Genomic DNA, 23,690 nt, shown 5'->3' on the forward strand with positions numbered 1-23,690 from the left:
GTTCCCACTCAGATGCGGTACAACATTATATCGCCAGGTGTAGGGGCACGGCAGTGCCCATACGTGTCAACTTAAGGTGAAACCCATCCTAGAAGCAGCTTTTAGATATTGTCTCGTTGTCTTGTTCCCAGTCTCCGACTGGGAATGCCGTCTTAGAGGCTCCGCCTCCCTTGCTGGCGGCAGAGCCGCCAGGAATAGCATTTCCAGCCCAAAGGCTGGAAACGAGATTTGAAAAGGCTTTTAGCTTAAGTTGACACCAATGGGCAGTGCCGTGCCCCTACGGGTATACCTCACCTAAACGAGAACCGCTATAAGAGTGCTAGCAATATAGTTCGGATAAGGTTTTTTGATGAAAGTTATAGATTGTAAAGACGCGATAAATCGCCGTCTTTACAATAATCAGTCCTTTGTAGAGACGGCGATTTATCGCGTCTCTTCCCTTAAGCAAACCGTATTGGAAGTGCTAAAGCTAGTTTTGAGGGTTTGTTGTAATCACTTTAGTGGTTAAAAGATAATAATTAAAGTTTTGACTACGAACTTATACTGATTACCTGTGAAGTTGCATAGAACAAGTGGCAAAATTCCATTGTCTCGCCAAGTCTGATTTGGTGGAGTTTCTTAGAGAATTGGTATTACCCATCAAAAACCCGGTCGTTAAAACCGGGTTTTGAAGCGTAAACAATGGGGCTATATTCCCCGAAGGTTAGTTATAGAGGTTAAGTATAATATCGATGCTCTAATATGTACTACCATCCCAATGATATCGATTCCAGAAAATTAGCTAAGAATTTTTGCATAGCCTTTATCTTCCAAAATACAGCAAGCAACTGGCAGCCTCAGCGTGTAGGATTGAGAAATATTAATTTTCCGAATTTTGCTGATGAATAATGCATTTGGTAGCTGGCAAGAATGGCTAACAGTATTCGCCTATCTAGGTTTTACGATCTTTATTATCTGGTGTGTGTTTACCGCCGAGAAGAATTAAAAAAACTGCATATCATCTCACCAGGGTCGTTTTGCTCAAAGGGCAAAATTGTTCCACCTTGTTGAACCTTGACTCGTTCGCGACAATTATAAACCTCAGTGGGTCTTTTTACTCCATCTACACTAATGGTTGCCCTGTATTCCCAATAATTTTTAGCACTTCGGTTGATACTGAGAATGCAAATCTTGTGATGTAGCCCCTCGTAGACATTGTAATTGCGGCATACAGATGCAAAAGCTGGGTGTGCTACGCTTAAAGCTAGTATCAAAAATAACACAAAGACTACGGTTTTTATGTTGTTCATAAAAAATTATTTAACATTACATTATTTGGAAATATTATTAAATATTTAAACCCTTTGAGTTGAACCATGCCTAAACACCTCCTCAACTTTGAGGGTAAACATCTAGTGCGTCTGTTCATGTACCATACCCTAATACCAATTCGTAATACCCTACAGGAAACTGCGTCTATGTAATTGAGAAAGTCAGATTACATCTGGCTGGGTTTCCACCATTTGTATCTGTAGTCTTATTTTGGAGAATTGACATAATATATGTGCAAAAAAAGCCAGTCTTAAGGACAATAAAATTGCGAATAAAAACAAATTTCGAGCAATCTGAGATTATACGCTGTTTTGCGGCAGTACTGCTTTTCGGTCAAGTGTGGCTACATTTTCTTCAGGGAAAAACTTACTATCGCAAGATTCTGCAACATCTGGTTACTGCTGGGCCAGGTTCTATCTCTCCAGTTCTGCTTGTCAGCGGTTTTGCAGGAATGATTTTTACTATTCAGACAGCGAGGGAATTAGTGCGATTTGGTGCTGTCAATGCTGTGGGAGGTGCTTTTGCCTTAGCTTTTTGCAGAGAATTAGCTCCAATTTTGACCGCTAGTATTATGGCGGGACAAGTAGGTTCTGCTTTTGCAGCAGAAATAGGTGCAATGCGAGTCACAGAGCAAATTGATGCACTTTATATGCTCAAAACTGATCCAATTGATTATCTAGTACTTCCTAGAGTAATTGCTTGTTGTTTGATGGTGCCTTTGATGACAATTTTGGCTTTAGTTACAGGCATCATCGGCGGAGTTTTTGCTGCTTCACAGTTTTACAAAATTATTCCCGAAATATTTTTAGAATCAGTCAGAAATTTTTTAGAACCATCAGATTTGTTTATTATTTTGCTAAAAGGGTTTATTTTTGGAGTGCTGGTTGCTGTGATTGGCTGTAGTTGGGGTTTAACTACAAAAGGGGGAGCAAAGGAAGTAGGAGAATCTGCAACCAAAGCAGTTGTTACTAGTTGGGTATCAATTTTTATCATGGATTTTTTCCTTTCTCTACTGCTGTTTGAACAGCCTGCATTTTGAACCCAAGTATTGAAGAACAAGATTCCCGGCTTTTTTAAGAAGCCGGGAATCGGAGGTAAAAAGGAAGTTGTGGGTAAGTAATACTGGTTCTGAAGCGTTGGTGCGGCCCACCGTTCGCGTAGCGTCTCCTAGAGAAGGCATCGCTAGCCTTTTTGGGTATACTTCAAAACGTTAGCGAAATTTGGGAATATATTAACTTGTAGATTAGCGCACCCAAGGCCAAACCTGTCAATGAAAAGATAGATGCAGTCCAAAAGGCTAACCCTTCCCTAAGACCTGCTATTTGAAAATCTATCCTGACTAATATAGTCGCCGAAATGATCAGTAAAGTATCAAGAAATACCCGAAACCAGGCAATCATAATAAAAAATAAGAAAGCTGCTAAGACGGCAATGCCGAAAGACCTAGTATTTGATTTAAGCAAAATACTGAAGTAATATGTCATTTTCGGCCAAGGAGTGGTCAGTGCTACTATTAAAATCAAGATAGCAACCACAGTCACCAGCCACACAAACAGAGGAGCACGCGTTTCAGATATTACCCAGCCCAAAGTACTGTAACTCAGCAGTACTAGCGCCAGGGACACCCAAGGAACTCTTTTCAAAATTAGCATGGGTTGATATTCCTAGTACGGGGTCAAGGTCTTATTCCATTACTGAATTTTATAACTCAGCCTTCGCATAATCCGAACTCGATGCGTGATTCAATCATACCGTCATCCAGCAGCGCAGATTTTTTCTTCTTGAATATCTCAGCAAAGAAACAACATAGCCAGCAGACAGAGTAAAAAATTGCGTAATTACTCTATCTAACTGGCTATATTCCGCTCCACTTTTAGTAACTTATTTTTCTGGAGGCAAATCTACACTGTAAAGAGTTTCTCCTAGCAAGTTACGCAGTGTTACTGTCATCACTTTTGTATTTCTATCAATTTTAACTCCTCCAAAGAATTGCAAACCTTCGCTTGGGGGCCGATTTGCTTTTGTACCTGGAGGAAGGCTTTGAAATATCAATTGTGGGCCAAAAGTATTTTCTAACTGGTTTGGCCCAAATGTGCCAGAGTTAAGAGGCCCGGCGACGAACTCCCAAAAAGGCTTAAAGTCGGTAAATTGCGCTTTACTGGGGTCGTAATAGTGGGCTGCTGCATAATGGACATCAGCAGTTAACCAAACAACATTCTGAATATTCTTGTTTTTAATAAATCGTAATAAATCGGCAAGTTCTAGTTCTCTTCCTAAAGCTGGGCCATCTCCGTTAGCCCAAGCTTCAAAGTCCGTGCTACCGTCTCTAACTATTAGTCCTAAGGGCATATCACTAGCAATTACTTTCCATGTTGCTTTTGATGAGAGCAATTGTCTTTTCAACCATTGCACTTGTTGTCTGCTCAAAAATTCTGTTTCTTTACTTGACACTGGCTGACGATTAGGCGTGTTTGGTCCCCGATAGGTGCGTTCATCCAACATGAAAATATCTAATAACGGGCCATAGTTGAAAGAGCGATAAATTCTTGCTTTATCTGGATTTTCAGTTGCATACCCAATAGGTAGATATTCTAAAAATGCTTGTCTTGCCCTTTGGGCTAGCAAGTTAACATCCTTAACTGTGTAGCGGTCATCGTTGATAAGAAATTCCCCAGGATACCAATTATTTGTAGTTTCATGGTCGTCCCACTGTGCCAATATGGGAACTTCAGCGTTGAAACGCTTGATGTTTTCATCCAGCAAATTGTATATATAGTTGCCACGAAATTCTGTGAGAGTTTCTGCTACTTTTGATTTTTCTGGTGTAGTGATATTTCTCCAAATAGTGCCGTCGTCTAGAGTTACTTGTGATTGAATCGGGCCATCTGCATAAATATTATCGCCAGAATGAATGAAAAAGTCGGGATTAAGTTGGCGCATAGTTTCGTAAATTTTCATCCCACCGAAATCAGGATTAATCCCCCATCCCTGACCGGCAGTGTCGCCACCCCAAACAAAGAATATATCTCGTCCATATTTTGGAGGAGTTCGGAAACTGCCACGAAAAGGAGCGCTGTAAGTGCCTTTATAATCTAAATCTTGGAAGATTACCCGATAAAATAATTGTTGGTCTGGTGGCAGGTTCCTCAGATAAAGTCGTGCTGTAAAGTCGCTATGTTTTAAAGCATTGGGCCCCACAACTCGCCGCACATTGCGAAAAGATTCGCTGGTAGAATATTCTACTACCATTTTTGCAGGGCGATCGCTGCGACTCCAAATGACGATGCTATCGTTGGAGATATCTCCGCTAGCTACGCCATAAGGTATCGCAGGACGCATTTTATCGGAGGTGATGATTGCAGGCGCTTGAGCAAAAACTTGTGATTTGGATACAAAATTTGTGGCAATAATTCCACCTGCTGTGATAGTTGAATGGAGCAAAAACTGGCGGCGATTTAGCTGTAATGGGCGATTAGATTCCATGATAAATAATGGCAAGCTTAAGAAGTATTACAGGATAAGTGTTTAGCACATTCTGTTATAGCAATAAGTAAAGATTGGGTTATCCAAGGGTTAATAAAAAAATTGCAATGTTTCTAATTACAATTAATCTAAATTAACTTACATCGTTTACCTGTGAGTTTGCATAGAACCAATGGGACAAAAAGCTAATCCTTCAAATTCTAGAAGTTACGAAATTATTGGTGAGGATTTTACAATTTTTTCTAGGACTTCACCAAATACTGAAGTTTTTTCTGGTAAAGTGTCTTATAGAAAAGTACCTGAGCCTACAAACTTAGGTGCTACTCTTTTTGCTTGTGGTCTTGCTTGGATCTTGAAGAAAAAGACAACATCAATAGAAAAGGTTAAATCTTAACCTTTTTTTGGGACAGCTAATATTGTTTGTAGTAACTCATTGAAAACAATAGATAATTGATTCAATATAAAGCAATGAAGTATGAGAAATTTGTACTTCATTCTTTTTTTGCCGACCGCTCAGAGTTTTTTTATCCTATGTTAAAAATATGCTCGTGAAGAAGCGATGTCTAATGATAAGCCCTGACACTCGTTCCCTCTTGGTGTATCGTAGACAAGACTCGTTATCGCTCTTAGCGTCTCCCCTTCTCTGCGAGACGTAGTGCGAACCGAGAAGACTGCTACCCCCTCACCGCTAAATGTGTACGCAGTCAGAAAAGTATTGGATTTCCTGAAGTACTTTATATTCCCATATCTGCTTTGTGAATTTTGGGTCGCAATTTGGGAAACATAAGTTTGTAACGATTGATGAACTTTGAAATTATAGAGACGGATATTCAAGATGTTACCAGAAATATTATCTCAGCAGTCAAGGCTTGAGAGTATGCTGACTATGGGTGGCATGACAAATGCTAATGAGTCAAACTTGCGATTAGAGTCAACTTTGCAAGAATTACCCTGTTGGCAGGTTCACATCGAAGTAGAGCGTCCAGGTAATGATTTAGCTATGCTCTTTAAGCAAGAGCCTTTACTGCCGGGAATTATTCTAAATAATAATCAACAGTATGTGGGGATGATTTCGCGGCGGAAATTTTTTGAGCATATGAGTCAAACCTATAGTTTGGCACTATTTTCTATAAGACCAATTAAAATTCTTTACAAGTTTTTCCAGCAAGAGATATTAGCATTTTCTGAAGATATGCTCATTGTCAATGCCACTCAGGCAACTTTGCAACAATCACCTCAAATTGCTTATGAGCCGATTTTAGTGAAAACTTCGTCTGGAAAATATAAGCTCGTCGATTTTCATCAATTACTCTTAGCTTACTCTCAAATTCATGTCTTAACACTTGTTGAATTAAAGGAAGTAGAGGAACAATCTAGAGTCGCTAAAGTAGGTTTTCGTGATCTTCAACAGAACTATACGCAATTAATCCAGAATGAAAAAATGGCTGCCTTAGGACAACTCGTTGCTGGTATTGCACATGAAATCAATAACCCCGTCAACTTTATTGCTGGTAACCTTGTTCACGCAATCGAATACAGCCAAAATCTACTCAATCTCATTGGATTATACCAACAATGTTATCCTGAACCAGAAGCGGATATTAAAACTGCGATCGCACAAATTGAACTGGATTTTTTAAGTACTGATCTCCCCCATCTTCTCACCTCTATGGAGGTTGGCACCAAACGAATCGAGCAAATCATTCTTTCCTTACGAAATTTTTCTCGTCTTGATGAATCTGAGAAAAAATTAGTTGATATTCATGAAGGTATTGATAGCACCCTGTTAATTTTACAAAGTCGTCTTAAAAATAACCAATTCGGTGGAAGCATAAACATAATTAAGGAATACGGTGATATTCCGCAAGTTGAGTGCTACGCTGGATTACTTAATCAGGTGTTTATGAATATTTTGGCGAATGCCATTGATGCGATAGAAGAGTCATTAGCCATTAGCCATACCCTGCGCGAAGGCGAAGCACCTACTTCATCGCTAAGGGATAAAGGCAAAATTTGCATTCATACTCAACTCACTGATGACAAGCAAGTAATGATTCGTATTTCCGATAATGGCCCGGGAATCCCAGAGAGCATCCAAAACCGATTGTTTGATCCCTTTTTCACCACTAAACCTGTTGGTAAAGGAACAGGATTAGGTTTATCTATCAGCTATCAGATTGTTGTAGAAAAACACGGTGGTCAACTGCAATGCATGTCGGCTTTTGGCAAAGGGACTGAGTTTATTATTAAAATTCCCGTTCCACTTAATTATTAACAAGCTTAAAAAAACAAGTAATAAGCAAGGGATAGATATTTTTAGAAATAGTCAATATTGTCAGTTTTCCTTCACTTAGATATTGAATTTTAACTATAAGTTCCTGCTGTTTCACTAGTGAGCTTTACAGGTTCTGACACGATATCATCTATCTTATTAAACTCTCCAGCCCGCCAGCTATCTGTTGTATCTTTGATAAAACTAGCAATAGGGATCGCAATTAACAAGCCCAGCACTCCTCCCAATTTTGCCCCCAACAGCAAAGAAATTACCACCCACACGGGATTTAAACCAGTCAAATTACCGAGAATTCTAGGTGCTATAAAGTTAGAATTAACTTGGTCGATGGCAACAGCTACACCTAAGACTTCAACTCCTAACCAAAAGTTTTGCAGCGCCACCAACAAACTTACTATGGCAATACCTACTCCTGTACCAAAGGGGAAAAGAGAAAATAAACCAATACCGATGCCAAAAAGCAGAGCCAAGGGAACTTGCAGCGCCAAAAATGCCAGTGTAATTGTCACCCCCAACACAGCTCCCAATGTTGCTTGACCAATAAAGTAATTGTGGAAATCCTCTCGCAGTAATTCCCGTACTCTTAACCCAATGTTATGGGGAAACCACTGAAAAATTCCATCCCAAAGACGTTCGCCGTTCAATATTAGGTAGATAGTCAAAACTACCGCCAGCAACACGTTGAGGACAATACCAATAGTATCGACGGCAAAACCAAGAATTCTACCAGTGAAGGATTGCAGTTGATTAGATAATCGTTCAAGAACTTGGGTAAATAAACCACTTAAATTAATGGGAAGCTGTTGTTGACTTAACGCCCAATCTTGGAAAGCTTGCAACTGCTGAGTACCAGAATCAATCCAACTAGGCAAGATATTCGCTAGCTCGTTAAGCTGTTGGATAATCAGGGGAACCAAGGTGATGCCTAAAGCTACTAAAACCACTACAGTTAAAAGTAACACTCCCCCGATCGCTAGGTTGCGTTTCACCCCTTGTTCTTGGAGAAACTGGATTGGATAGTTCAAGACAAAAGCTAGTAGAATGGCGGCGGCAATAATGCTGACCAAGGGTTGAAAGTACTGTATAACCTGGAGTAATAGCCAACCGTTGAGAATAGCAATGGGAAATGCCAATCCTATAGTTAACCATCGCGGTAGTTTGTTTGCTGATTGCATTAGTGATGACTCCACAAGAGTTCTAACTTAATTTTGGCTTCAGTTTGGATTTATGAAAAAGCATATCGTCATCTAGGAGATCATGCTGCAATTGCAATATGCGCAAGCAGGGATAAACTAGGTTTATTGGTTTGTCTCTATAAAATCCAACATAATTCGTTGATGCATATTCCCCAAAGGTCTCACTTCACCAGCGTTTTGCGAATAACAGTTACCTTGGTGGATATCTTCTGGGGTCAATAACCCCATATCCCATCCTTCAGTCAAAACCAGTTGATTTAATTCCACTAAGAGTGGTGCATGAAAGACATGACGGACTACTCTTTCGTCGGGATAACAGCCAAATTCCCCAAAGGGTGGTAGGTTGTAGCCGATTTCTTCTAAGATTTCTCGCTTCACAGCTACCTCTGGCGTTTCACCAGGTTCGATATGACCGCCAAATAGTGCCCAGTAACCAGGGTAGAGAATACCGGGGATGTTGTCGCGCAGTTGCATGAGAAACTTGTTATTTTGGTAGAGAATTGCGATCGCTACATGCACCGGTTTATTGTTCATATGTTCATTTTTAATTCCTGATTACTCTTCTTCTAGATAAACTTCCCCCAATTCTTTCCCAGCTAAGGGGATACTTCGGTAGCGAACTTTCCCTTTAATGACCACTTGTGCCCCCTCGACCAGATTCTTTTGATTGGTGACAACCCAAATTTTGCCAGTCGAGTCATTAATTTGATAAGCCCACTGCTTCATCAGAGGAGCTTGCTTTTCCACCTGACCTTGGATGTAAACTATAGCCTGATTGTCTTGTTCTGGTTTAATTTCTCGAATTGGGGTGACATTGCTACCAATTTTGAAATTACTCCTATTCAAGCCAGACGAAGTTAAATTACCACAACTACAAAGTCCTACCACCAATAAAAAAATCAGCCCCAAGCGGTAGGGAATCATACCGTGCCCGTACAAGAACGAAAGGGACAAATTTCTTGTTTGTTGCATGAAAGCCACCGATTGAGCAAATTTTTGCTTCACTGCTTGCTTTGTCGCCAGTTTCATCAGGTCTGTTCCCATCTATACTATTCTCTGCGCTTTCAGAAACACACTCTCAACAGAGCAAAAAATGTTCTGAGTTTCATCCTTAATTCTTTATTCTTCAGATAACGCCATTGATCTGAGAAAATAAACATTATGGATTTACTGTGAGAAAAACGCTACGACATCAAGCAGGATCACAAAAGTAGTTAAAAGTCAAGAGTCAAAAATCAATATTTTAACTCTGGATTTTAGACTGTTGACTCCGCCTAGATCAGAAGCGGCTGAATTTTGACAGAATGGCGAATATAGCTGGGAATTCTCATGGAAACAAAAACGGCCAAACTCCTTGATGGCAAAGCTTTAGCTGCAAAAATTCAGCAAGAACTTTCTGTTGCCATTACACAATTACAACCAAAAATTGGACGACCCCCTGGTTTAGCAGTGCTGATGGTTGGCGATAATCCAGCGTCAGCAGCTTATGTGCGTAATAAAGAAAAAGCCTGCGCTAAAGTTGGCATCGCCTCTTTTGGTAAGCATTTTCCCGCCCAAACTACCTTTGAAGAGTTAGAAGAGGTAATCGCTGCACTAAACCACGATGAACGGGTGGATGGAATTCTTGTGCAGCTGCCCTTACCTAACCACTTGGATGCTGTGGCTCTGCTACATCAAATTGATCCCGATAAAGATGCTGATGGACTGCACCCAGTTAACTTGGGGCGACTAGTACGGGGAGAAACTGGTTTACGCAGCTGCACCCCTGCTGGTGTGATGCGGCTTTTAGAAGAATATGAAATTCCCTTGCAGGGAAAACAGGCAGTAGTGGTGGGACGCAGTATTTTGGTAGGTAAGCCGATGGCACTGATGCTCCTAGAAGGTGATGCCACAGTTACGATCGCTCACTCGCGATCGCATGACCTCAAAACCATCACCCAAAATGCTGATATTCTAATTGCAGCAGTAGGTCGTCCCGGACTGATCACTGCTGATATGGTGAAACCGGGCGCTGTTGTGGTAGATGTGGGAATGAATCGCGTCACCGATCCTAGTGGCAAAAGTCGCTTAATTGGCGATGTCCACTTTGAATCAACAGCTGCTGTAGCAGAATTTATCACCCCCGTTCCTGGTGGTGTTGGCCCTATGACTGTCGCCATATTGTTGCAAAATACATTTGCCAGCTATTCCAGGGCGGTAAGAGAGTGAGGAGTGAGGAGTGATGAGTTAAGAGTTATTAATCTTAATTCCTAACTCCTAACTCCCAACTCTTCATTTTTTCAGCGCCACAGCACCTTAAAATTGTGACGTATAAGACAAAAATCCCAAAATGTCAGGAACTTAAGAATGGTAGCAACTGATAACGTTCAAAAGACACCACCAGAGGAAGCCACGTTTAACTTAGCAGCTTATCTGAAAGAGCGACAAAAGCTTTGTGATAATGCTTTAGATCAGGCTATCCCCATCATTTATCCAGAAAAGATTTATGAGGCGATGCGCTACTCGTTATTAGCTGGAGGCAAGCGTGTACGTCCCATTCTTTGCCTTGCTACCTGTGAAATGATGGGTGGAACCATCGAAATGGCCATGCCAACGGCTTGTGCTGTGGAAATGATCCATACAATGTCGTTGATTCATGACGACCTCCCAGCGATGGATAATGACGATTACCGTCGTGGGAAGCTGACAAATCATAAAGTCTATGGCGATGATGTGGCGATTTTGGCTGGAGATGGCTTGTTGGCTCTCGCCTTTGAGTTTGTTGCCCTTCAAACCCCCCAAAGTGTTAAGAGAGAGCTAGTCTTGCAGGTAGTTGTCCGTCTTGGTCGGGCGCTGGGAGCAGCTGGTTTGGTCGGCGGTCAAGTAGTCGATTTAGAGTCGGAAGGTAAATCAGATATTTCCCTAGAAACGCTAAATTTCATTCATAAACACAAAACGGCCGCTCTTTTGGAAGCCTGCGTAGTTTGTGGCGGGATCATAACTGGGGCATCACCTGAAGATGTACAACGACTGACCCGTTATGCTCAAAATATTGGGCTAGCATTCCAAATCATAGATGATATTCTGGATATCACTTCTACTCAAGAGCAATTAGGCAAAACAGCTGGTAAAGACCAAAAAGCGAAGAAAGTGACTTATCCCAGCCTTTGGGGACTTGAGGAATCGCGCTCAAAAGCCCAAGAGCTAGTTAAAGCAGCTTGTGCGGAATTAGAACCATTTGGGGAGAGAGCCAAGACACTCCAAGCGATCGCTCATTTTATTATCAGCCGCAATAACTAGTACAGCTTTGCGGAATTTGTAATTCCTATACCGCAAGCGTTTTATTGATTTGGAATGGGTGGTTTATTTACACCATACTGTACTACTACCGCCCAGCGGAATTCACTCATTCAAAATTCCAAAAGCTTATTTGATCAGCTTTTAGGCTATTTTGAATCATTGGTCTGTTTCCGCCATGATGTACTAGGTTAATTTTGGATTTTGGGTTGAATCTAAATGTTTCCTCAACCGACAACTGCTGCTAATATTTACTAACCTAACCAAAATCCCATGCAGGACATAGGCAACATTTTAGACAACCGGGTGCTGCTGGTTGCTCTGGTAGCTTGTTTAATTGCTCAAGCACTAAAGCTCGTAGTCGAGATCATCAAACATCGCAAACTGAATGTACGTGTTTTGGTGACAACAGGAGGGATGCCCAGTGCCCATTCAGCTTTAGTTACAGCTCTAGCCGCTGGTGTAGGGCAAACACTGGGTTGGGCATCTCCTGATTTTGCCGTTGCGATCGTTTTTGCCATCATCGTCATGTATGATGCGGCGGGAGTTCGTCAAGCGGCTGGTAAGCAAGCTCGTATCCTCAATCAAATGATTGATGAATTATTTCATGAAAAACCAGACTTTAGTCAAGACCGTTTGAAGGAATTACTAGGACATACACCAGTTCAGGTAATTGCTGGGTCGGCTTTGGGTATAACTATCTATTGGTTAGCTAGGTCTGCTTATTAAGCTAGGGCAATGAATCTTTGTTTGAGCCACTATTTGTAATTGGTAACTGGTAATTTGTCAGCTGACAAATTACCACCCTGGTAGACCGCATCAGTATTTCAGCAAACTTAATATCACTACAACCGAACAGTTGAGCGCAGCATAATCACCTTACGGCTATCTACTATACTTCCAACAAAACCGCCATTGTTCAGCTTCTGCAATGTGTTGTATGCTTCAGTTTGGTTAGTGGTATAAACTGCCAACAAGTAAGGGCGTTGTCCATAAGAAACAAAACCTACGTTACCTCCCACTACTTGCTGCACACTATTTACTAGTTCAGGACGATTGTAATAATCTACTAGCACTGCATAACCCTCTCCTAATGCTTGAGGATTATAAACTGTCTGCTGAGGTTGCTGTAGCTGTGCCTGTTGCTGTTGCCGCGGCTGTTGCTGTGCTTGTGCCAGTGGCTGCGCATCTGGCGTTGTTGGTCGAGTCGTAATGATGGCAGACAAGCCAACAATATTGCTGACATACCTTGCCCATCGATTGGCATCATCAATTTTGTTAAAGCCCCCAATCCGCGTTACAGTCTCGTTGAGATATTTGCAGGTAATGGTCTTCAATTCAGGCGGTAAGGCACTACGCAACTGCTTTTGATTATCTGCTGTGGGACTGACTACTAATAAAAGATACTCACCCGCATTTGGTGGTTGACAAAGGGGAATAGCTTGTTGGGCAAAAACAGAACTCATGCCACTAATCAAGCCTGCGTAAGCGAAGCTCGTCGTAGACATCGCTAATCCTAAAACACTTGGTAAAATCTGAAATCTATGCACAAAAGTTAGATTATGTAAATCAAGGTGTCTTAGAAGATTTTATAAGAAAAAAGCTGAAAACCCAGCTACTTCAGTATGGGGATGAAAGGAGTGTCAAAAAAAATATTTTTTCTTACCAAATAAAATTGGGGAGTGAGGGGTTTAGAAGGGTATAGGCTACAGGTTACAGGGGACAGATTATTTTCTATTACCTGTAACCTCTCTCCTCAAGATTAGGAAACAGCAGCAAGCGATGCCAAGGCATCAGGTATTGTCTCAGAAGGAGCCTGGAATTCACCAGTACTGACGTACTCTAAGCGCAGTTTTAACCAAGTAATAAATTGGGGATTAGTAGAAATAATCGCTACTGCTGGTTGGGGACACTTTGCCTTTAGCTCTGTAAACTGAGGTGTTTCCAAGAAAGCTGGTTGCTGAACCAACCAAAAATCTATTTGTTTTTCTTGTTCATGGTAGTGACGGGTGCGTTCTTTGAGAACTTCGTGTGTCGGTTCTTCTTCGAGAAGAAAGCGCTGACTGGCCAAAACGTAATAATATGTTTGCATTTTCATCCTTTGGTTGCTATGTGAATAATTTAAGGGCACAGCATTGCACTCTGTACCCTTAAAAACTAACTTTTGCGGGATTTCTTGAACCAAGAACTGAACGGACAAGCACTTCCCTGCTTTTGGGCATTTATCTGTTTGCCACCAGATGTTAGCTTTTCCAAGAACAGATTATTGTCGAAGTAATGTTCCAAGGAAATAACCTTCAAGTCATCGGTAACTTTTGCAATGCTCATGCCGATAATTTCTACTGTCTCTCCAGTAGGTGCATGGCCTTTGTATTCTCCTTTAAAATGTCCCCAATGCCGCCACTTGAATGTGACGTTTGGTGGCCCTGAGAAAACCTCCAGCACTTCCCAAGGGAATCCTTGGGGAAATGTTGTGTGAAAGACTTTTGCAGATGATTCAAAGCTTTCTTCTGAAGCCTTGTAATGTTCTGAATCAGCCATAAATAGATTGTAAGTACCTTGGGCTGATAAATCTGCTGCTGTGTACTCTACTCCACCATTAGTACTCACGCGGAACTTATCATTCACAATAGATAACCACTGTTGTGGATTAGCTTTGAATGATACCTCCATCTCAAAGGTTCGCACTAAATTTTGCACGATCGCTTCCAGTGTACCTTCAAGGTGATTATAGATACTTTCTTGAGCCAGATTCTCTTTTGAACGGGAATAATCAGGCGGTGTCTGATAACGCCACTCAACATCTGTGCTTTCTGCTATCACCTTATCCCGATCCTGTACCCAAAGCGGCAGGTTGTTAGACTGTGTTGCGCTCATAGAAGTTTTTGCTGAAGATTTGATCCCAATTTCTAGATTTCGCAGTGACAACCCCTCTAGGTTATAGGTTACAGGTTATAGTTTCTTCCCCTATTCCCTATCCCCTATCACCTGTCCCCTCTTATAGCTTGTTTCATCTCGCGGACTGCCCTTTCCATACCTACTAATGCTGCCCGACTGATGATGGTATGACCAATGTTCAGTTCTTCCATACCTGGAAGCGCAGCTACTGGATAGACGTTCCAGTAGGTGAGTCCATGACCAGCGTTGACACGCAATCCTGCTTGAATTGCTTGTTCACACCCTTTAGCTAATATGGCTAATTCTCGGTGGCGATTTGTTTCATCCTTAGCCTCAGCATATTGTCCGGTGTGCAATTCAATAAACTGCGCCTGCACTTTGACAGATGCTTCGATTTGTGCTGGCTCTGCGTCGATAAATAAACTAACTGGAATGTTAGCACTTTGCAATTTATCAACTATCTCACCTATTCTAGCAATTTGCCCGATAATATCTAATCCACCTTCTGTTGTGACTTCTTCGCGCTTTTCGGGGACTAAAGTCACGTAGTCTGGTTTGATATCGAGAGCGATCGCTAGCATTTCATCTGTAGCGGCCATTTCTAAATTAAGATGCGATCGCACTGTTTGCCGCAACAGTCGCACATCCCTATCTTGGATATGCCGCCGATCTTCGCGCAGATGCACTGTAATCCCATCTGCACCCGCTAATTCTGCCAGCACCGCCGCTGCCACGGGGTCTGGTTCCACTGTCCGCCGTGCTTGCCGGATGGTGGCGATATGGTCAATGTTAACGCCAAGTGTAGGCACCCCAAATTTCTCCCAAATCCACAGTCCTCAGAACTTGATTTTACCGGAAATAGCGGGAATTTTCCTTGAGGAGCTACAGACACATTAAATGCGATCGCAATATTTGTGAAACTTAATTTATTTAAAAATTTTGACCCCCGCCCCAGACTGATCATTGCTATCGGACTTGCTGTATTAGTTACAGTAATCCTTCCACCTTGGCTGCACTTACCAACTCGCATTCTCTGCGCTTGGAACTCCGGTGCTGACTTTTTCTTAGCCGTAACCTGGTGGAAAATGATCAAGGCTACCCCAGAAAAAATTCGTCGTTATGCTGAAAATGAATATGAAGGACATTTGGCTATATTCATGCTGGTGATAGCTGCGGCTTGTGCTAGTGTTTTAGCGATCGGGTTTTTACTAACTGATAAAAAAGGGTTGTCAACAATTCTGCTTACCCTACATGTCATACTTTCAATTATGACTATTGTTAGTTCCTGGTTACTAGTGCATACAATGTTTGCAGTGCAATATGCACACAGCTATTACAAATATATTAGCCCTAATAATAGAGAAGAAATCACCGGAGGTTTAGATTTTCCTCATAACGACTATCCAGACTATTGGGAATTTTTATATTATTCTTTTGTAATTGGCATGACTAGTCAAGTTTCAGATGTTGAGACGAGATCGCGCGATATGAGACGCTTGACTCTTTTACATAGTATATTATCCTTCTTTTTCAATACCACCATTTTAGCTATGAGTATCAATATCATTGTATCCCTGATTTAAAAATCGCTTGACTCAGCCAAAAGTATGATTGTTTACTTCTCTACTTCCAGAAAGAGGAAATTACATTGCAAGTTTTTTAACATGAACTTAACTTGAGATGATCGGAGTAAGTTTATGGCTGATAAAACAATAAATGAATTGCCTGATGAAATTAGAGAACAGTTACCTGAACACGCGCAGCAGATTTTTGTAGCAGCATTTAATGCTGCTCAAAGTAATGGGATGAGTGAAGAGGGTGCGCGTGATGTTGCTTGGAATAGTGTAAAGAATGAATACGAACCAGGCAATGAAGGGAAATGGCAGAGAAAGCCTGAAGACACAGCTATACATAATAAAGCTGTTGTGTCTGGTGGCAATTAAGTAAATTTAAGTTTGGCATAGGTTAGAGGTAAGGCAAAAATTTAAAGGGAATTCCATTCTTCCAAAGCGGGTATGCAATTCCCTTTTCTGTTTGATGATTTTTGCAAGATGATAGACATTTTGAACCAACTATAATTATTTAAATACTGGCTAGAAAAATTCACACAGGATATGCTGATTCAACAAGACGAAATAGATATTCGTCTCATGCAAGATGAAATGCCTGATTATGAGTTGATGGCAAAATGGTTAACTGATGCACAAGTTTTGAAATTTTATGAAGGAAGAGATAATCCTTTTGATTTAGAAAGAATCATAGAAACGTACAAACCTATGATCAGGGGAGATGAGCCGGTTGTTCCGTGTCTGTTTTACTATCAAAATATTCCTATTGGTTATTTGCAGTATTGTGCGCTCAATGACTTATCGCAAATCGATAGACAATTGTATCATCTCGACCAAACTGATCATGTCTACGGAATTGACTTGTTTATAGGCGAAACCGACTATTGGAACAAGGGAATTGGTACAAAAATCCTGTCAGTTGTTATCACCTATCTTTTTGAACAGCGGCAAGCTCATAAAATTGTCATAGACCCACACGTTGACAATCCTCGCGCTATCCGCTGCTATGAAAAATGTGGTTTTGTGAAGGTCAAACTATTGCCAGCGCATGAACTGCATGAAGGAGAATACTCAGATTGTTGGCTCATGGCGATAGACCGAAAGAATCCATTGCACGCCTAATTTACGCATCACGACTGGGAAGTTGCTATGAGAGGATGTCACTAAATTAACTGGCGTGCTCCCAGTCACTAAGTAACTCATGCTGTTGTACTATTTTCTTGCATTTGCGGAATGGTACTTTAGGAGTACCAATATTCATGCCAGGAAAACACTGTTTTTTAGTCTTGGTGAGTCTATTTTCTTGTGCCGTTGAACTGATTTGCTGGGTTTTCATTGGTAAATAGATTTTCTGATTAAAACCTGAGCATCAATTTATAACATTAATTTTCAAACGGCAAATTCCACTTTAGATAGGTTATTTCCTACAAATATTCTGGGACAATCTGATCGCTAGTGACTGTAGATTCCATTCCATGAGTTTTGCTCATGCTTGTTTAGTCATTACTGCTAAATTCACCACACATTCAGGAAATTGGCGTTTTAATGCTGGAAACACAGGACAAGGCGCTTGTTCTTGTAAATTCTCCGGTTTACTCCAAGTAAAGGGGGCTTTCTGCGCTGCTGACATCCATACCAGACGCTTTGCTCGTGTCATTGCAACGTAGAGTAAACGGTACTCCTCAGAGATTTTCAAGTGCTTTGCTTGTTCCCATGCTTGTGTGACATCTGGTATAGTAGATTCTCCGTGGAGAGCAGCACGAATTTGGGCGCGGGCTACTTCTGATAAAGTAAAATCCCCTAAGAACTGGCTTTGGGGAGGAACCCAAAATCTACCAGGAATCAAGTTTTCGTGGAGAAAGGGAAGAAACACATAATCCCAATCTAGTCCTTTGGCTTTATGCATGGTAATAATGGTCAGTTGACCGCGACGAGTGTAACGTTCTTCCGAATCTTCGGTTTCCACTGGTTCAAACCGTTCGGAACTGACGATTTCACTTAAAGCTGACAGCATCCCTCCCATCGAACTATTGCCTGCTATCTGCTGATTTACCCGTTCTGCGAGTTTGTCAGCAGTTGCCAATTCTGCCTGGTCGTAATTTAAGGTCAAGGCGAGAAAGGAAATTAGCTGGTACAGGGGCAATTCCAAGCGGGCGCGAAGTAAATTGCGACACAAGCGAGCGGCTTTTTGGACTGTTTCTGGCTGGGGTGCTGCTAGGGGGCCAGGATACAAAAATTCTTCTGGGAGACTAGCAAGGGCGTTGAGGTCTTGGGTAGGAATTAATTGGCGCTGTACTAATGCTTCTAATGCGGCTTTGAGGTAATCGGGGGAGTGGGGGCGATCGCAAAATTGCAGTAATGCTAAAATTTCTTGGGGCACATGAGAACGGCGATCGCGTTCTCCCACATCGTAAAGTATAATTTTATGCTCTTTGCACACAGGTGTCAGAGCCTCTGCTAACCATCTTCCTTGGCGATTTTCTCGCACTAAAACCGCTGCACTACTTTGTGTTGGGTCTTCGCCAAATAACTCGATCACCCTTTGAGATAACAATTCAACAGTGTGATGAATGTCACGCGGGGTATAAAGTTCGAGTCCTCGTCCTACTGGTGCTGGGTTGGCGTTATTTTGCGGATCGCCAGTTTCAACAGGGCGAATTGTCTGCAAGCGAAATGGTACTTGTCGATTGTCAGGAATCTGTTGTCCGTTATTCGTTTTTGCTAAGGATTGATTATTGATCCATTTGAGGGCAAAGTTAGCAGCTTCAATGATAATTCTAGTACTGCGACCAGCTTGATCCATCGTTGCCAATCGTTCGATGCGATCGCACTCTTCGCAAAATTGCCGAAAATAAATCGGATCGGCTGGAGTGAAAGTAGAGTTAATCGCTTGGTTGGGGTCACCAACTCGTACTAGATTGAGTGAGGAGTGAGGATAGACGCGATTAATCGCATCTGTACTGGGAAGTGAGGAATTATCTTCAGCATCACTTGCCAAAATTTCTAACAACTGCGTCTGTAAAGGGCTAGAATCTTGGGCTTCGTCTTCAAAAACTGCGAATACTTGGTTTTGCTCGATGCGACGGGCACTGTCGTTTACTAAAACGCGCAGGGCGGCTAAAATCATATCGTCGTAGTCAATGAAGTCACGCGATCGCATTAAGTTTTGATATTGTTCATACAATCCCGCCGCTACGCTCAAAATTGCATATTCGTCTGTGGTTTGTTTACTCCACTCCCGCAATTTTTCTGGCGATATTCCAGAACTTTTTGCTTCATGAATTACTGTATTAGCCAATTCTGGCAATACTTCTGTTCGCAGCACCGATTGGCGACGTAACCTTTCTGTCTCTTCTCCGTCAAATTGATGACCTTCTAATAACCGCAAATATATACCTGGATTGTTCGTAATCCATTGCTCTACGGCTGTTCGGATAAAGCGGTGGGTTTGGGTTGGTGTAATTAATGTGACATTTTCTAGTTGCAAACCTGATAAATCAGGATGGCGACTGGCAATGTTCAACGCTAGACCATGCAGGGTATAGACAAAGAATCCAGTTTGAGGTACAGACAAATCATCTCGCAAGAATTTGCGAATCTTCGCTTTAATATTGGCAGCAGCAGAGCGAGTAAAAGTAACAACTACCAATTGACGGCGGGAGGATGAACGCTCATACTGACGTGCGATCGCGATCGCCGCCGCCGCCGCCATCCCAGTAGATTTGCCTGCACCAGGAACCGCAGAAATAGCCAGGGGGCCAGATTCCCAGTCAGCCATTTGTTGTTGTCCAGGGCGTAGACTGTTGCGGATTGCTAGAATCTTGTCCCGTAGAGAAGGAACAGGCGATCGCTCAGACAATTCTGAGGGGAATGATTCTTGAGCCACAGGAGCAGTAAATTTAGAATCTGACATCTCAAAATTTTATATTTTGAATAAATGTTAAATGTTATTTCCAAACCGCAGATTTAAGCTCATCCCACCCCTAAAAGGGGATGGGATAACACGAAAGACGGTTGACTGATGACGGTTAACAGTCATCAGCAGCGGGGTGACTATCCCGCACACCCCAAAAACCAAGTGGGCTTCCCGCCGCCTTGGTGATTCTCTGTAATATATCTATTGTTATAAATTCTTAATCCAAAATTACTAGAGCAATCCTGAACATTCATAAGAAACAAGACTCCCGACAACTTTTACGAAGTCGGGTATCTGTGGATTGAAATTCTCACAAATTAAATTCTATCAACTTTGATTTTATTGGAACAGCAAATAGAAACCGATGTTCAAACTTTCCGCAAAATCTCAAAATCTAAAATTGAATTATTCGTCAATCTGCCAAGAATCCTTAGTTAATTCTTCATCCAGAATTTTCTTAGGGCGCACGATGATAATAATTTGTCCTAGTAGAGGAATTTCTGGTTCAGTGTCAAACCACTGAAAATCTAATTCACCACCATTTTCAACTACAAAATAGCTGGAGGCATCCCATTCTCGTTGGGCACGATCTACCACAACTACAACGGGACCCGTTTGGCTTTGGGTTTGGATGGGGAAGCGATCGCTATTCGCTAAAATCACTACTGGATCTTCTGCCGCCAAAAGCACTTGCCAACCTGGTAACGGCACCCAAGCTTGCTCTCCAGAAAACTTGACTAGGCGAAATGGTTCGATTTCTGTCAATATCGGCACAGCTTGCAAGTCTTGCCGTGACAATGGCAACTCGCCTACTACGGGCAAGATTCGAGGTAATTGTTCTTCAAATTCCAGGCGGTAAAAGGGTAAAATTGGCGCTGGACGCTGGGGAACGGTAGTAAAATCAGTCAGTAGTTGTTCGATTTGTTTCCTGGCGGCTGGTGTGTGAGCAAAACGCAAACCTTTGGCGATCAGGCGCGATCGCTGTTGTAAATCTGTATTTTGGCGTGCTAGTTTCCAAACTTGGTGAGCAACAGCATCCCCAGGATGGGCAGAAAATCCTTCTGGCAAATTGCGGAAATAGGAGAACTCTTTAATTGCTTTTGCTACTTCCTTCACCTCATCGGCATCAAGTTTGTGGACGAAGATCAGTTCAGCGGCGGCGGCGCGTTCTTCTTGAGTAAGTAAACGCAGTTCGTATAAAACATCACTGCCGCGTGTGGTATAGTGCGATCGCGTTGCTTCCGATACTCCAAACTTTTCCAAAGAATTGTAAACTTGAGAACCAACAACCACCTGATTTTGTTGAATTGGCTCAAATCCAGTCGCCTCAAAAATGTCTTGGGGATTGTAACCGTTTTTTAGCAACAAGGCGATCGCGGCTCCCCATTCCACCCAGTTACCTTGTTTTTGCCTCAGCTTTCGGAGTAATTCTTGCGCTACATCGTTGGTAGCATTGTCTTCAGGATTCTGAGCGTTGGGTGGTAGATCAGTCATAATCGGAGTGCGAGCTTCAACTTGAGAGGTTGCTTAACACCTCATGAGCAAGTCTTATTCTAATCTATGAACTACCCAGACCTACTGTCTTGAGTTGAACTGTGGAAACTTATCTCGACTTGCCTCTGGCTGGAAATGAGGTTTGAAAGGAGTTTTAGTTTAAGTTGACACCAATGACAGACATGCGTTGTATCCAAAGGAGTTTTGTTAAGCTACCTCATCCATAATTAGGCTGATTTAGTTGGTTTTTCTAATGTAATTTTTTCTAATTCAGATATTTAGGTAGGGAGATTTTCTCTGTAGCACTAACTATTAACGTTTTAAAATATGCAAAATAACTCCGTATAAACCCTTGGCAATTTTCGGCTATTCTCAACTAAGCTTGGTATGGAATATAACAAAAGAGTGAATATTTAAAGGAAATATCTTATGGATAATCCCAGTGTCGAAATTGATAAAGTCCAGTATCAAGTAATGACTATCGAACGACCAAAAAAGCTCAAAATCTTGGTAGTTGATGATGAGCCAGATAATCTCGATCTACTTTATCGCACATTTCGACGTGACTTTAATGTTCTGAAAGCTGATAGTGGGGTGAACGCCCTGCAAGTTTTGGCAGCAGAAGGGGAGGTAGCGGTAATTATCTCCGATCAACGGATGCCAGAAATGAAAGGAACTGAGTTTCTCAGTAAGACTGTACCTCAGTTTCCCGATACAGTTAGAATAATTCTCACTGGATTTACTGATATTGAAGACTTGGTAGAGGCGATTAATGCGGGGCAAGTCTATAAATACATCACCAAGCCTTGGGATCCGGGTGAACTGAAGGCAGTGGTGCAAAGAGCAGCAGAAACCTACGACTTGCTCAAGCAACGTACAGAAGAATTACGCCGTGCTCATGCTCAAATGGCGCTGCTGAGTGTTTTGGTACAGGTAACTCAAGCTGCTTCTAGCTTAGAGGAAACTCTGGCTCCAATTGCTAAGGCTGTGAGTGAGACTTTTGGAGCAGAAGGCTGTATCCTACAACTTACAGATGGAAATACTCTGATTGCAACTCAAGGAACTTACAGTGATACAGGTATAATAGAGAACTGGCTATCTCAAGACCCACTAACAAGAGAAGCGATCGCTACTGGGCAAATGCAAGTTTCCTTAAATATACTTAAAGACACGAAATTAGTTGATACTATTCACTACCAGAACACAGGTGTGCAAGCACATTTAGTTATCCCAATTAGCTACCGTAATCAACTTTTGGGCGTATTGTCGCTACAGTGGAAACAACCCTGCACTTTGCGGGAAGATGAATTAATGCTAATTAATTTATCAGCGCAGCTGGTGGCGATCGCTCTTACTAGTAGTGGCTGTCATCAAACCCTTGTGTAGTTGTCATTTGTCCTCTCTTACAAAGTTCTGAGCAGAAAAGACCTCCGCTCAGACTTTGCGCTTTGTCAATTGTCCTTTATCCTTGGCAAATGACTAATGACCAATGACTAATGATTTATTGACCAATGACTAACGAAATACAGTCCATTTTTAACCGTATTGCTCCAGTTTATGACCAGTTGAACGACTGGTTGAGTCTGGGACAGCATCGGATATGGAAGGAAATGGCAGTGAAATGGAGTGCGGCTAAATCGGGTGATACTGCTTTAGATTTGTGTTGTGGTAGTGGAGATTTAGCCTTACGTTTGGCGCGGCGTGTGGGAGCAACAGGACAAGTCTACGGAGTGGATTTTTCCCGAAACCTATTAGAAACAGCTAAAGAACGCTCACATTGGCAGTACCCCCAACCTGTGATCGACTGGGTAGAAGCAGACGTGCTAAATTTACCCTTTGACGATAACCAATTTGATGCCGCAACAATGGGCTATGGTTTAAGAAATGTTAAAGATATTCCCCGCAGTCTCCAAGAGTTATACCGGGTTTTGAAGCCGGGTGCTAAAGCCGCAATTTTAGACTTTCATCGACCAAGTAATCCTCAGCTACGTGCCTTTCAGCAGTTGTATCTGGACGGTTTCGTAGTGCCAGTTGCCAATTATTTAGGGTTAAAAGAAGAATATGCTTACATTAGCCCCAGCTTAGACCGCTTTCCGATTGGGAGAGAGCAAATAGAGTTAGCGCGTCAAGTTGGTTTTGCTGTTGCCACACACTACCCCATTGCGAACGGTATGATGGGAGTGCTAGTGCTTAGTAAGTTAGGAGTTATTAGTTAAAAGTTATGAATTATGAGTAGTGATAAATTCTTATTTAAG

General features: G+C 41.9%; 25 protein-coding genes. 12 read left to right on the forward strand and 13 right to left on the reverse strand.

Annotated elements, in window-relative coordinates:
• Positions 1-349 precede the first annotated feature (349 nt).
• Complete coding sequence (locus F8R90_RS12780; RefSeq protein WP_196511052.1) at positions 350-508, forward strand: hypothetical protein; 159 nt, start codon at positions 350-352, stop codon at positions 506-508.
• A 457-nt stretch (positions 509-965) separates the two neighbouring features.
• Here F8R90_RS12780 and F8R90_RS12785 read toward each other — a convergent pair whose 3' ends face one another.
• The gene (locus tag F8R90_RS12785) at positions 966-1,289 is read right to left on the reverse strand and encodes a hypothetical protein (protein WP_196511053.1); all 324 of its coding nucleotides are present in this window, start codon (positions 1,287-1,289) and stop codon (positions 966-968) included.
• Between the two features lie 287 nt (positions 1,290-1,576).
• Here F8R90_RS12785 and F8R90_RS12790 point away from each other — a divergent pair, with 287 nt between their 5' ends.
• Positions 1,577-2,350, forward strand: a complete 774-nt coding sequence (locus F8R90_RS12790) for an MlaE family lipid ABC transporter permease subunit (protein ID WP_190894372.1) — start codon at positions 1,577-1,579, stop codon at positions 2,348-2,350.
• A gap of 163 nt (positions 2,351-2,513) precedes the next feature.
• Here the strand turns inward: F8R90_RS12790 and F8R90_RS12795 are convergent, their stop codons facing one another.
• Together F8R90_RS12795 and F8R90_RS12800 are read right to left on the reverse strand one after the other, a co-directional pair.
• Positions 2,514-2,963 (reverse strand): hypothetical protein, encoded by a 450-nt coding sequence (locus tag F8R90_RS12795; RefSeq protein WP_196511054.1) that lies wholly within the window; start codon positions 2,961-2,963, stop codon positions 2,514-2,516.
• A gap of 229 nt (positions 2,964-3,192) precedes the next feature.
• Positions 3,193-4,794 (reverse strand): alkaline phosphatase D family protein, encoded by a 1,602-nt coding sequence (locus tag F8R90_RS12800; RefSeq protein WP_196511055.1) that lies wholly within the window; start codon positions 4,792-4,794, stop codon positions 3,193-3,195.
• Positions 4,795-4,966: 172 nt separating this feature from the next.
• Between F8R90_RS12800 and F8R90_RS12805 the strand changes: the two genes are divergently transcribed.
• Positions 4,967-5,188 (forward strand): PEP-CTERM sorting domain-containing protein, encoded by a 222-nt coding sequence (locus F8R90_RS12805; protein ID WP_196511056.1) that lies wholly within the window; start codon positions 4,967-4,969, stop codon positions 5,186-5,188.
• Between the two features lie 441 nt (positions 5,189-5,629).
• The gene (locus F8R90_RS12810) at positions 5,630-7,069 is read left to right on the forward strand and encodes a sensor histidine kinase (protein ID WP_442946746.1); all 1,440 of its coding nucleotides are present in this window, start codon (positions 5,630-5,632) and stop codon (positions 7,067-7,069) included.
• A gap of 89 nt (positions 7,070-7,158) precedes the next feature.
• On the opposite strand, the gene F8R90_RS12815 is transcribed toward F8R90_RS12810, so the two are convergent.
• From F8R90_RS12815 to F8R90_RS12825, 3 genes are all read right to left on the reverse strand, one after another.
• The gene (locus tag F8R90_RS12815; RefSeq protein WP_196511057.1) at positions 7,159-8,262 is read right to left on the reverse strand and encodes an AI-2E family transporter; all 1,104 of its coding nucleotides are present in this window, start codon (positions 8,260-8,262) and stop codon (positions 7,159-7,161) included.
• 123 nt (positions 8,263-8,385) lie between these two features.
• Positions 8,386-8,817 (reverse strand): NUDIX hydrolase, encoded by a 432-nt coding sequence (locus F8R90_RS12820; RefSeq protein ID WP_196511058.1) that lies wholly within the window; start codon positions 8,815-8,817, stop codon positions 8,386-8,388.
• A gap of 21 nt (positions 8,818-8,838) precedes the next feature.
• On the reverse strand, positions 8,839-9,327 hold the full coding sequence (locus tag F8R90_RS12825) for a hypothetical protein (protein ID WP_196511059.1): 489 nt from the start codon (positions 9,325-9,327) through the stop codon (positions 8,839-8,841).
• A gap of 285 nt (positions 9,328-9,612) precedes the next feature.
• Between F8R90_RS12825 and folD the strand changes: the two genes are divergently transcribed.
• From folD to F8R90_RS12840, 3 genes are all read left to right on the forward strand, one after another.
• Entirely contained in the window at positions 9,613-10,491 is an 879-nt protein-coding gene (gene folD, locus F8R90_RS12830) for a bifunctional methylenetetrahydrofolate dehydrogenase/methenyltetrahydrofolate cyclohydrolase FolD (protein WP_196511060.1), read from the forward strand.
• A 138-nt stretch (positions 10,492-10,629) separates the two neighbouring features.
• Positions 10,630-11,562 carry a geranylgeranyl diphosphate synthase CrtE gene (gene crtE, locus F8R90_RS12835; protein ID WP_196511061.1) on the forward strand — a complete coding sequence of 311 codons (933 nt, stop codon included), beginning with the start codon at positions 10,630-10,632 and terminating at the stop codon, positions 11,560-11,562.
• A gap of 270 nt (positions 11,563-11,832) precedes the next feature.
• A complete protein-coding gene (locus tag F8R90_RS12840) occupies positions 11,833-12,288 on the forward strand; it encodes a divergent PAP2 family protein (protein ID WP_190894381.1) in 456 nt (151 codons plus the stop codon).
• A 116-nt stretch (positions 12,289-12,404) separates the two neighbouring features.
• On the opposite strand, the gene F8R90_RS12845 is transcribed toward F8R90_RS12840, so the two are convergent.
• The 4 genes from F8R90_RS12845 to F8R90_RS12860 form a co-directional block, all read right to left on the reverse strand.
• The gene (locus F8R90_RS12845; RefSeq protein ID WP_196511062.1) at positions 12,405-13,067 is read right to left on the reverse strand and encodes a hypothetical protein; all 663 of its coding nucleotides are present in this window, start codon (positions 13,065-13,067) and stop codon (positions 12,405-12,407) included.
• Between the two features lie 254 nt (positions 13,068-13,321).
• The gene (locus F8R90_RS12850; RefSeq protein ID WP_190894441.1) at positions 13,322-13,651 is read right to left on the reverse strand and encodes an MgPME-cyclase complex family protein; all 330 of its coding nucleotides are present in this window, start codon (positions 13,649-13,651) and stop codon (positions 13,322-13,324) included.
• A gap of 65 nt (positions 13,652-13,716) precedes the next feature.
• Positions 13,717-14,436 carry a SnoaL-like polyketide cyclase gene (locus F8R90_RS12855; RefSeq protein WP_196511063.1) on the reverse strand — a complete coding sequence of 240 codons (720 nt, stop codon included), beginning with the start codon at positions 14,434-14,436 and terminating at the stop codon, positions 13,717-13,719.
• A 107-nt stretch (positions 14,437-14,543) separates the two neighbouring features.
• Positions 14,544-15,266: a pyridoxine 5'-phosphate synthase gene (locus tag F8R90_RS12860; protein WP_196511064.1), complete on the reverse strand. Its 723-nt coding sequence runs from the start codon at positions 15,264-15,266 to the stop codon at positions 14,544-14,546.
• 105 nt (positions 15,267-15,371) lie between these two features.
• Between F8R90_RS12860 and F8R90_RS12865 the strand changes: the two genes are divergently transcribed.
• The 3 genes from F8R90_RS12865 to F8R90_RS12875 all read left to right on the forward strand — a co-directional run bounded on the left by F8R90_RS12865 (position 15,372) and on the right by F8R90_RS12875 (position 17,147).
• A complete protein-coding gene (locus F8R90_RS12865; protein ID WP_196511065.1) occupies positions 15,372-16,040 on the forward strand; it encodes a DUF1345 domain-containing protein in 669 nt (222 codons plus the stop codon).
• Positions 16,041-16,154: 114 nt separating this feature from the next.
• Positions 16,155-16,400: a ChaB family protein gene (locus F8R90_RS12870; protein WP_190894386.1), complete on the forward strand. Its 246-nt coding sequence runs from the start codon at positions 16,155-16,157 to the stop codon at positions 16,398-16,400.
• Positions 16,401-16,571: 171 nt separating this feature from the next.
• Positions 16,572-17,147, forward strand: coding sequence for a GNAT family N-acetyltransferase (locus F8R90_RS12875; RefSeq protein ID WP_196511066.1), 576 nt, complete (start codon positions 16,572-16,574; stop codon positions 17,145-17,147).
• A 46-nt stretch (positions 17,148-17,193) separates the two neighbouring features.
• On the opposite strand, the gene F8R90_RS12880 is transcribed toward F8R90_RS12875, so the two are convergent.
• The 3 genes from F8R90_RS12880 to F8R90_RS12890 all read right to left on the reverse strand — a co-directional run bounded on the left by F8R90_RS12880 (position 17,194) and on the right by F8R90_RS12890 (position 21,435).
• Positions 17,194-17,361 (reverse strand): hypothetical protein, encoded by a 168-nt coding sequence (locus tag F8R90_RS12880; RefSeq protein ID WP_190894390.1) that lies wholly within the window; start codon positions 17,359-17,361, stop codon positions 17,194-17,196.
• A gap of 150 nt (positions 17,362-17,511) precedes the next feature.
• Positions 17,512-19,938, reverse strand: a complete 2,427-nt coding sequence (locus F8R90_RS12885; protein ID WP_196511067.1) for an ATP-dependent helicase — start codon at positions 19,936-19,938, stop codon at positions 17,512-17,514.
• 408 nt (positions 19,939-20,346) lie between these two features.
• Positions 20,347-21,435 (reverse strand): RuBisCO accumulation factor 1, encoded by a 1,089-nt coding sequence (locus tag F8R90_RS12890; protein ID WP_196511068.1) that lies wholly within the window; start codon positions 21,433-21,435, stop codon positions 20,347-20,349.
• 429 nt (positions 21,436-21,864) lie between these two features.
• On the opposite strand from F8R90_RS12890, the gene F8R90_RS12895 reads away from it, so the two are divergent.
• Positions 21,865-22,821, forward strand: coding sequence for a response regulator (locus F8R90_RS12895; RefSeq protein ID WP_196511069.1), 957 nt, complete (start codon positions 21,865-21,867; stop codon positions 22,819-22,821).
• Positions 22,822-22,946: 125 nt separating this feature from the next.
• On the forward strand, positions 22,947-23,651 hold the full coding sequence (gene ubiE, locus F8R90_RS12900) for a bifunctional demethylmenaquinone methyltransferase/2-methoxy-6-polyprenyl-1,4-benzoquinol methylase UbiE (protein ID WP_196511070.1): 705 nt from the start codon (positions 22,947-22,949) through the stop codon (positions 23,649-23,651).
• The last annotated feature ends 39 nt before the right edge of the window (positions 23,652-23,690 follow it).

The sequence above is a fragment of the Nostoc sp. NZL genome, from assembly GCF_015714705.1.
GTDB lineage: Bacteria > Cyanobacteriota > Cyanobacteriia > Cyanobacteriales > Nostocaceae > Nostoc > Nostoc foliaceum_A.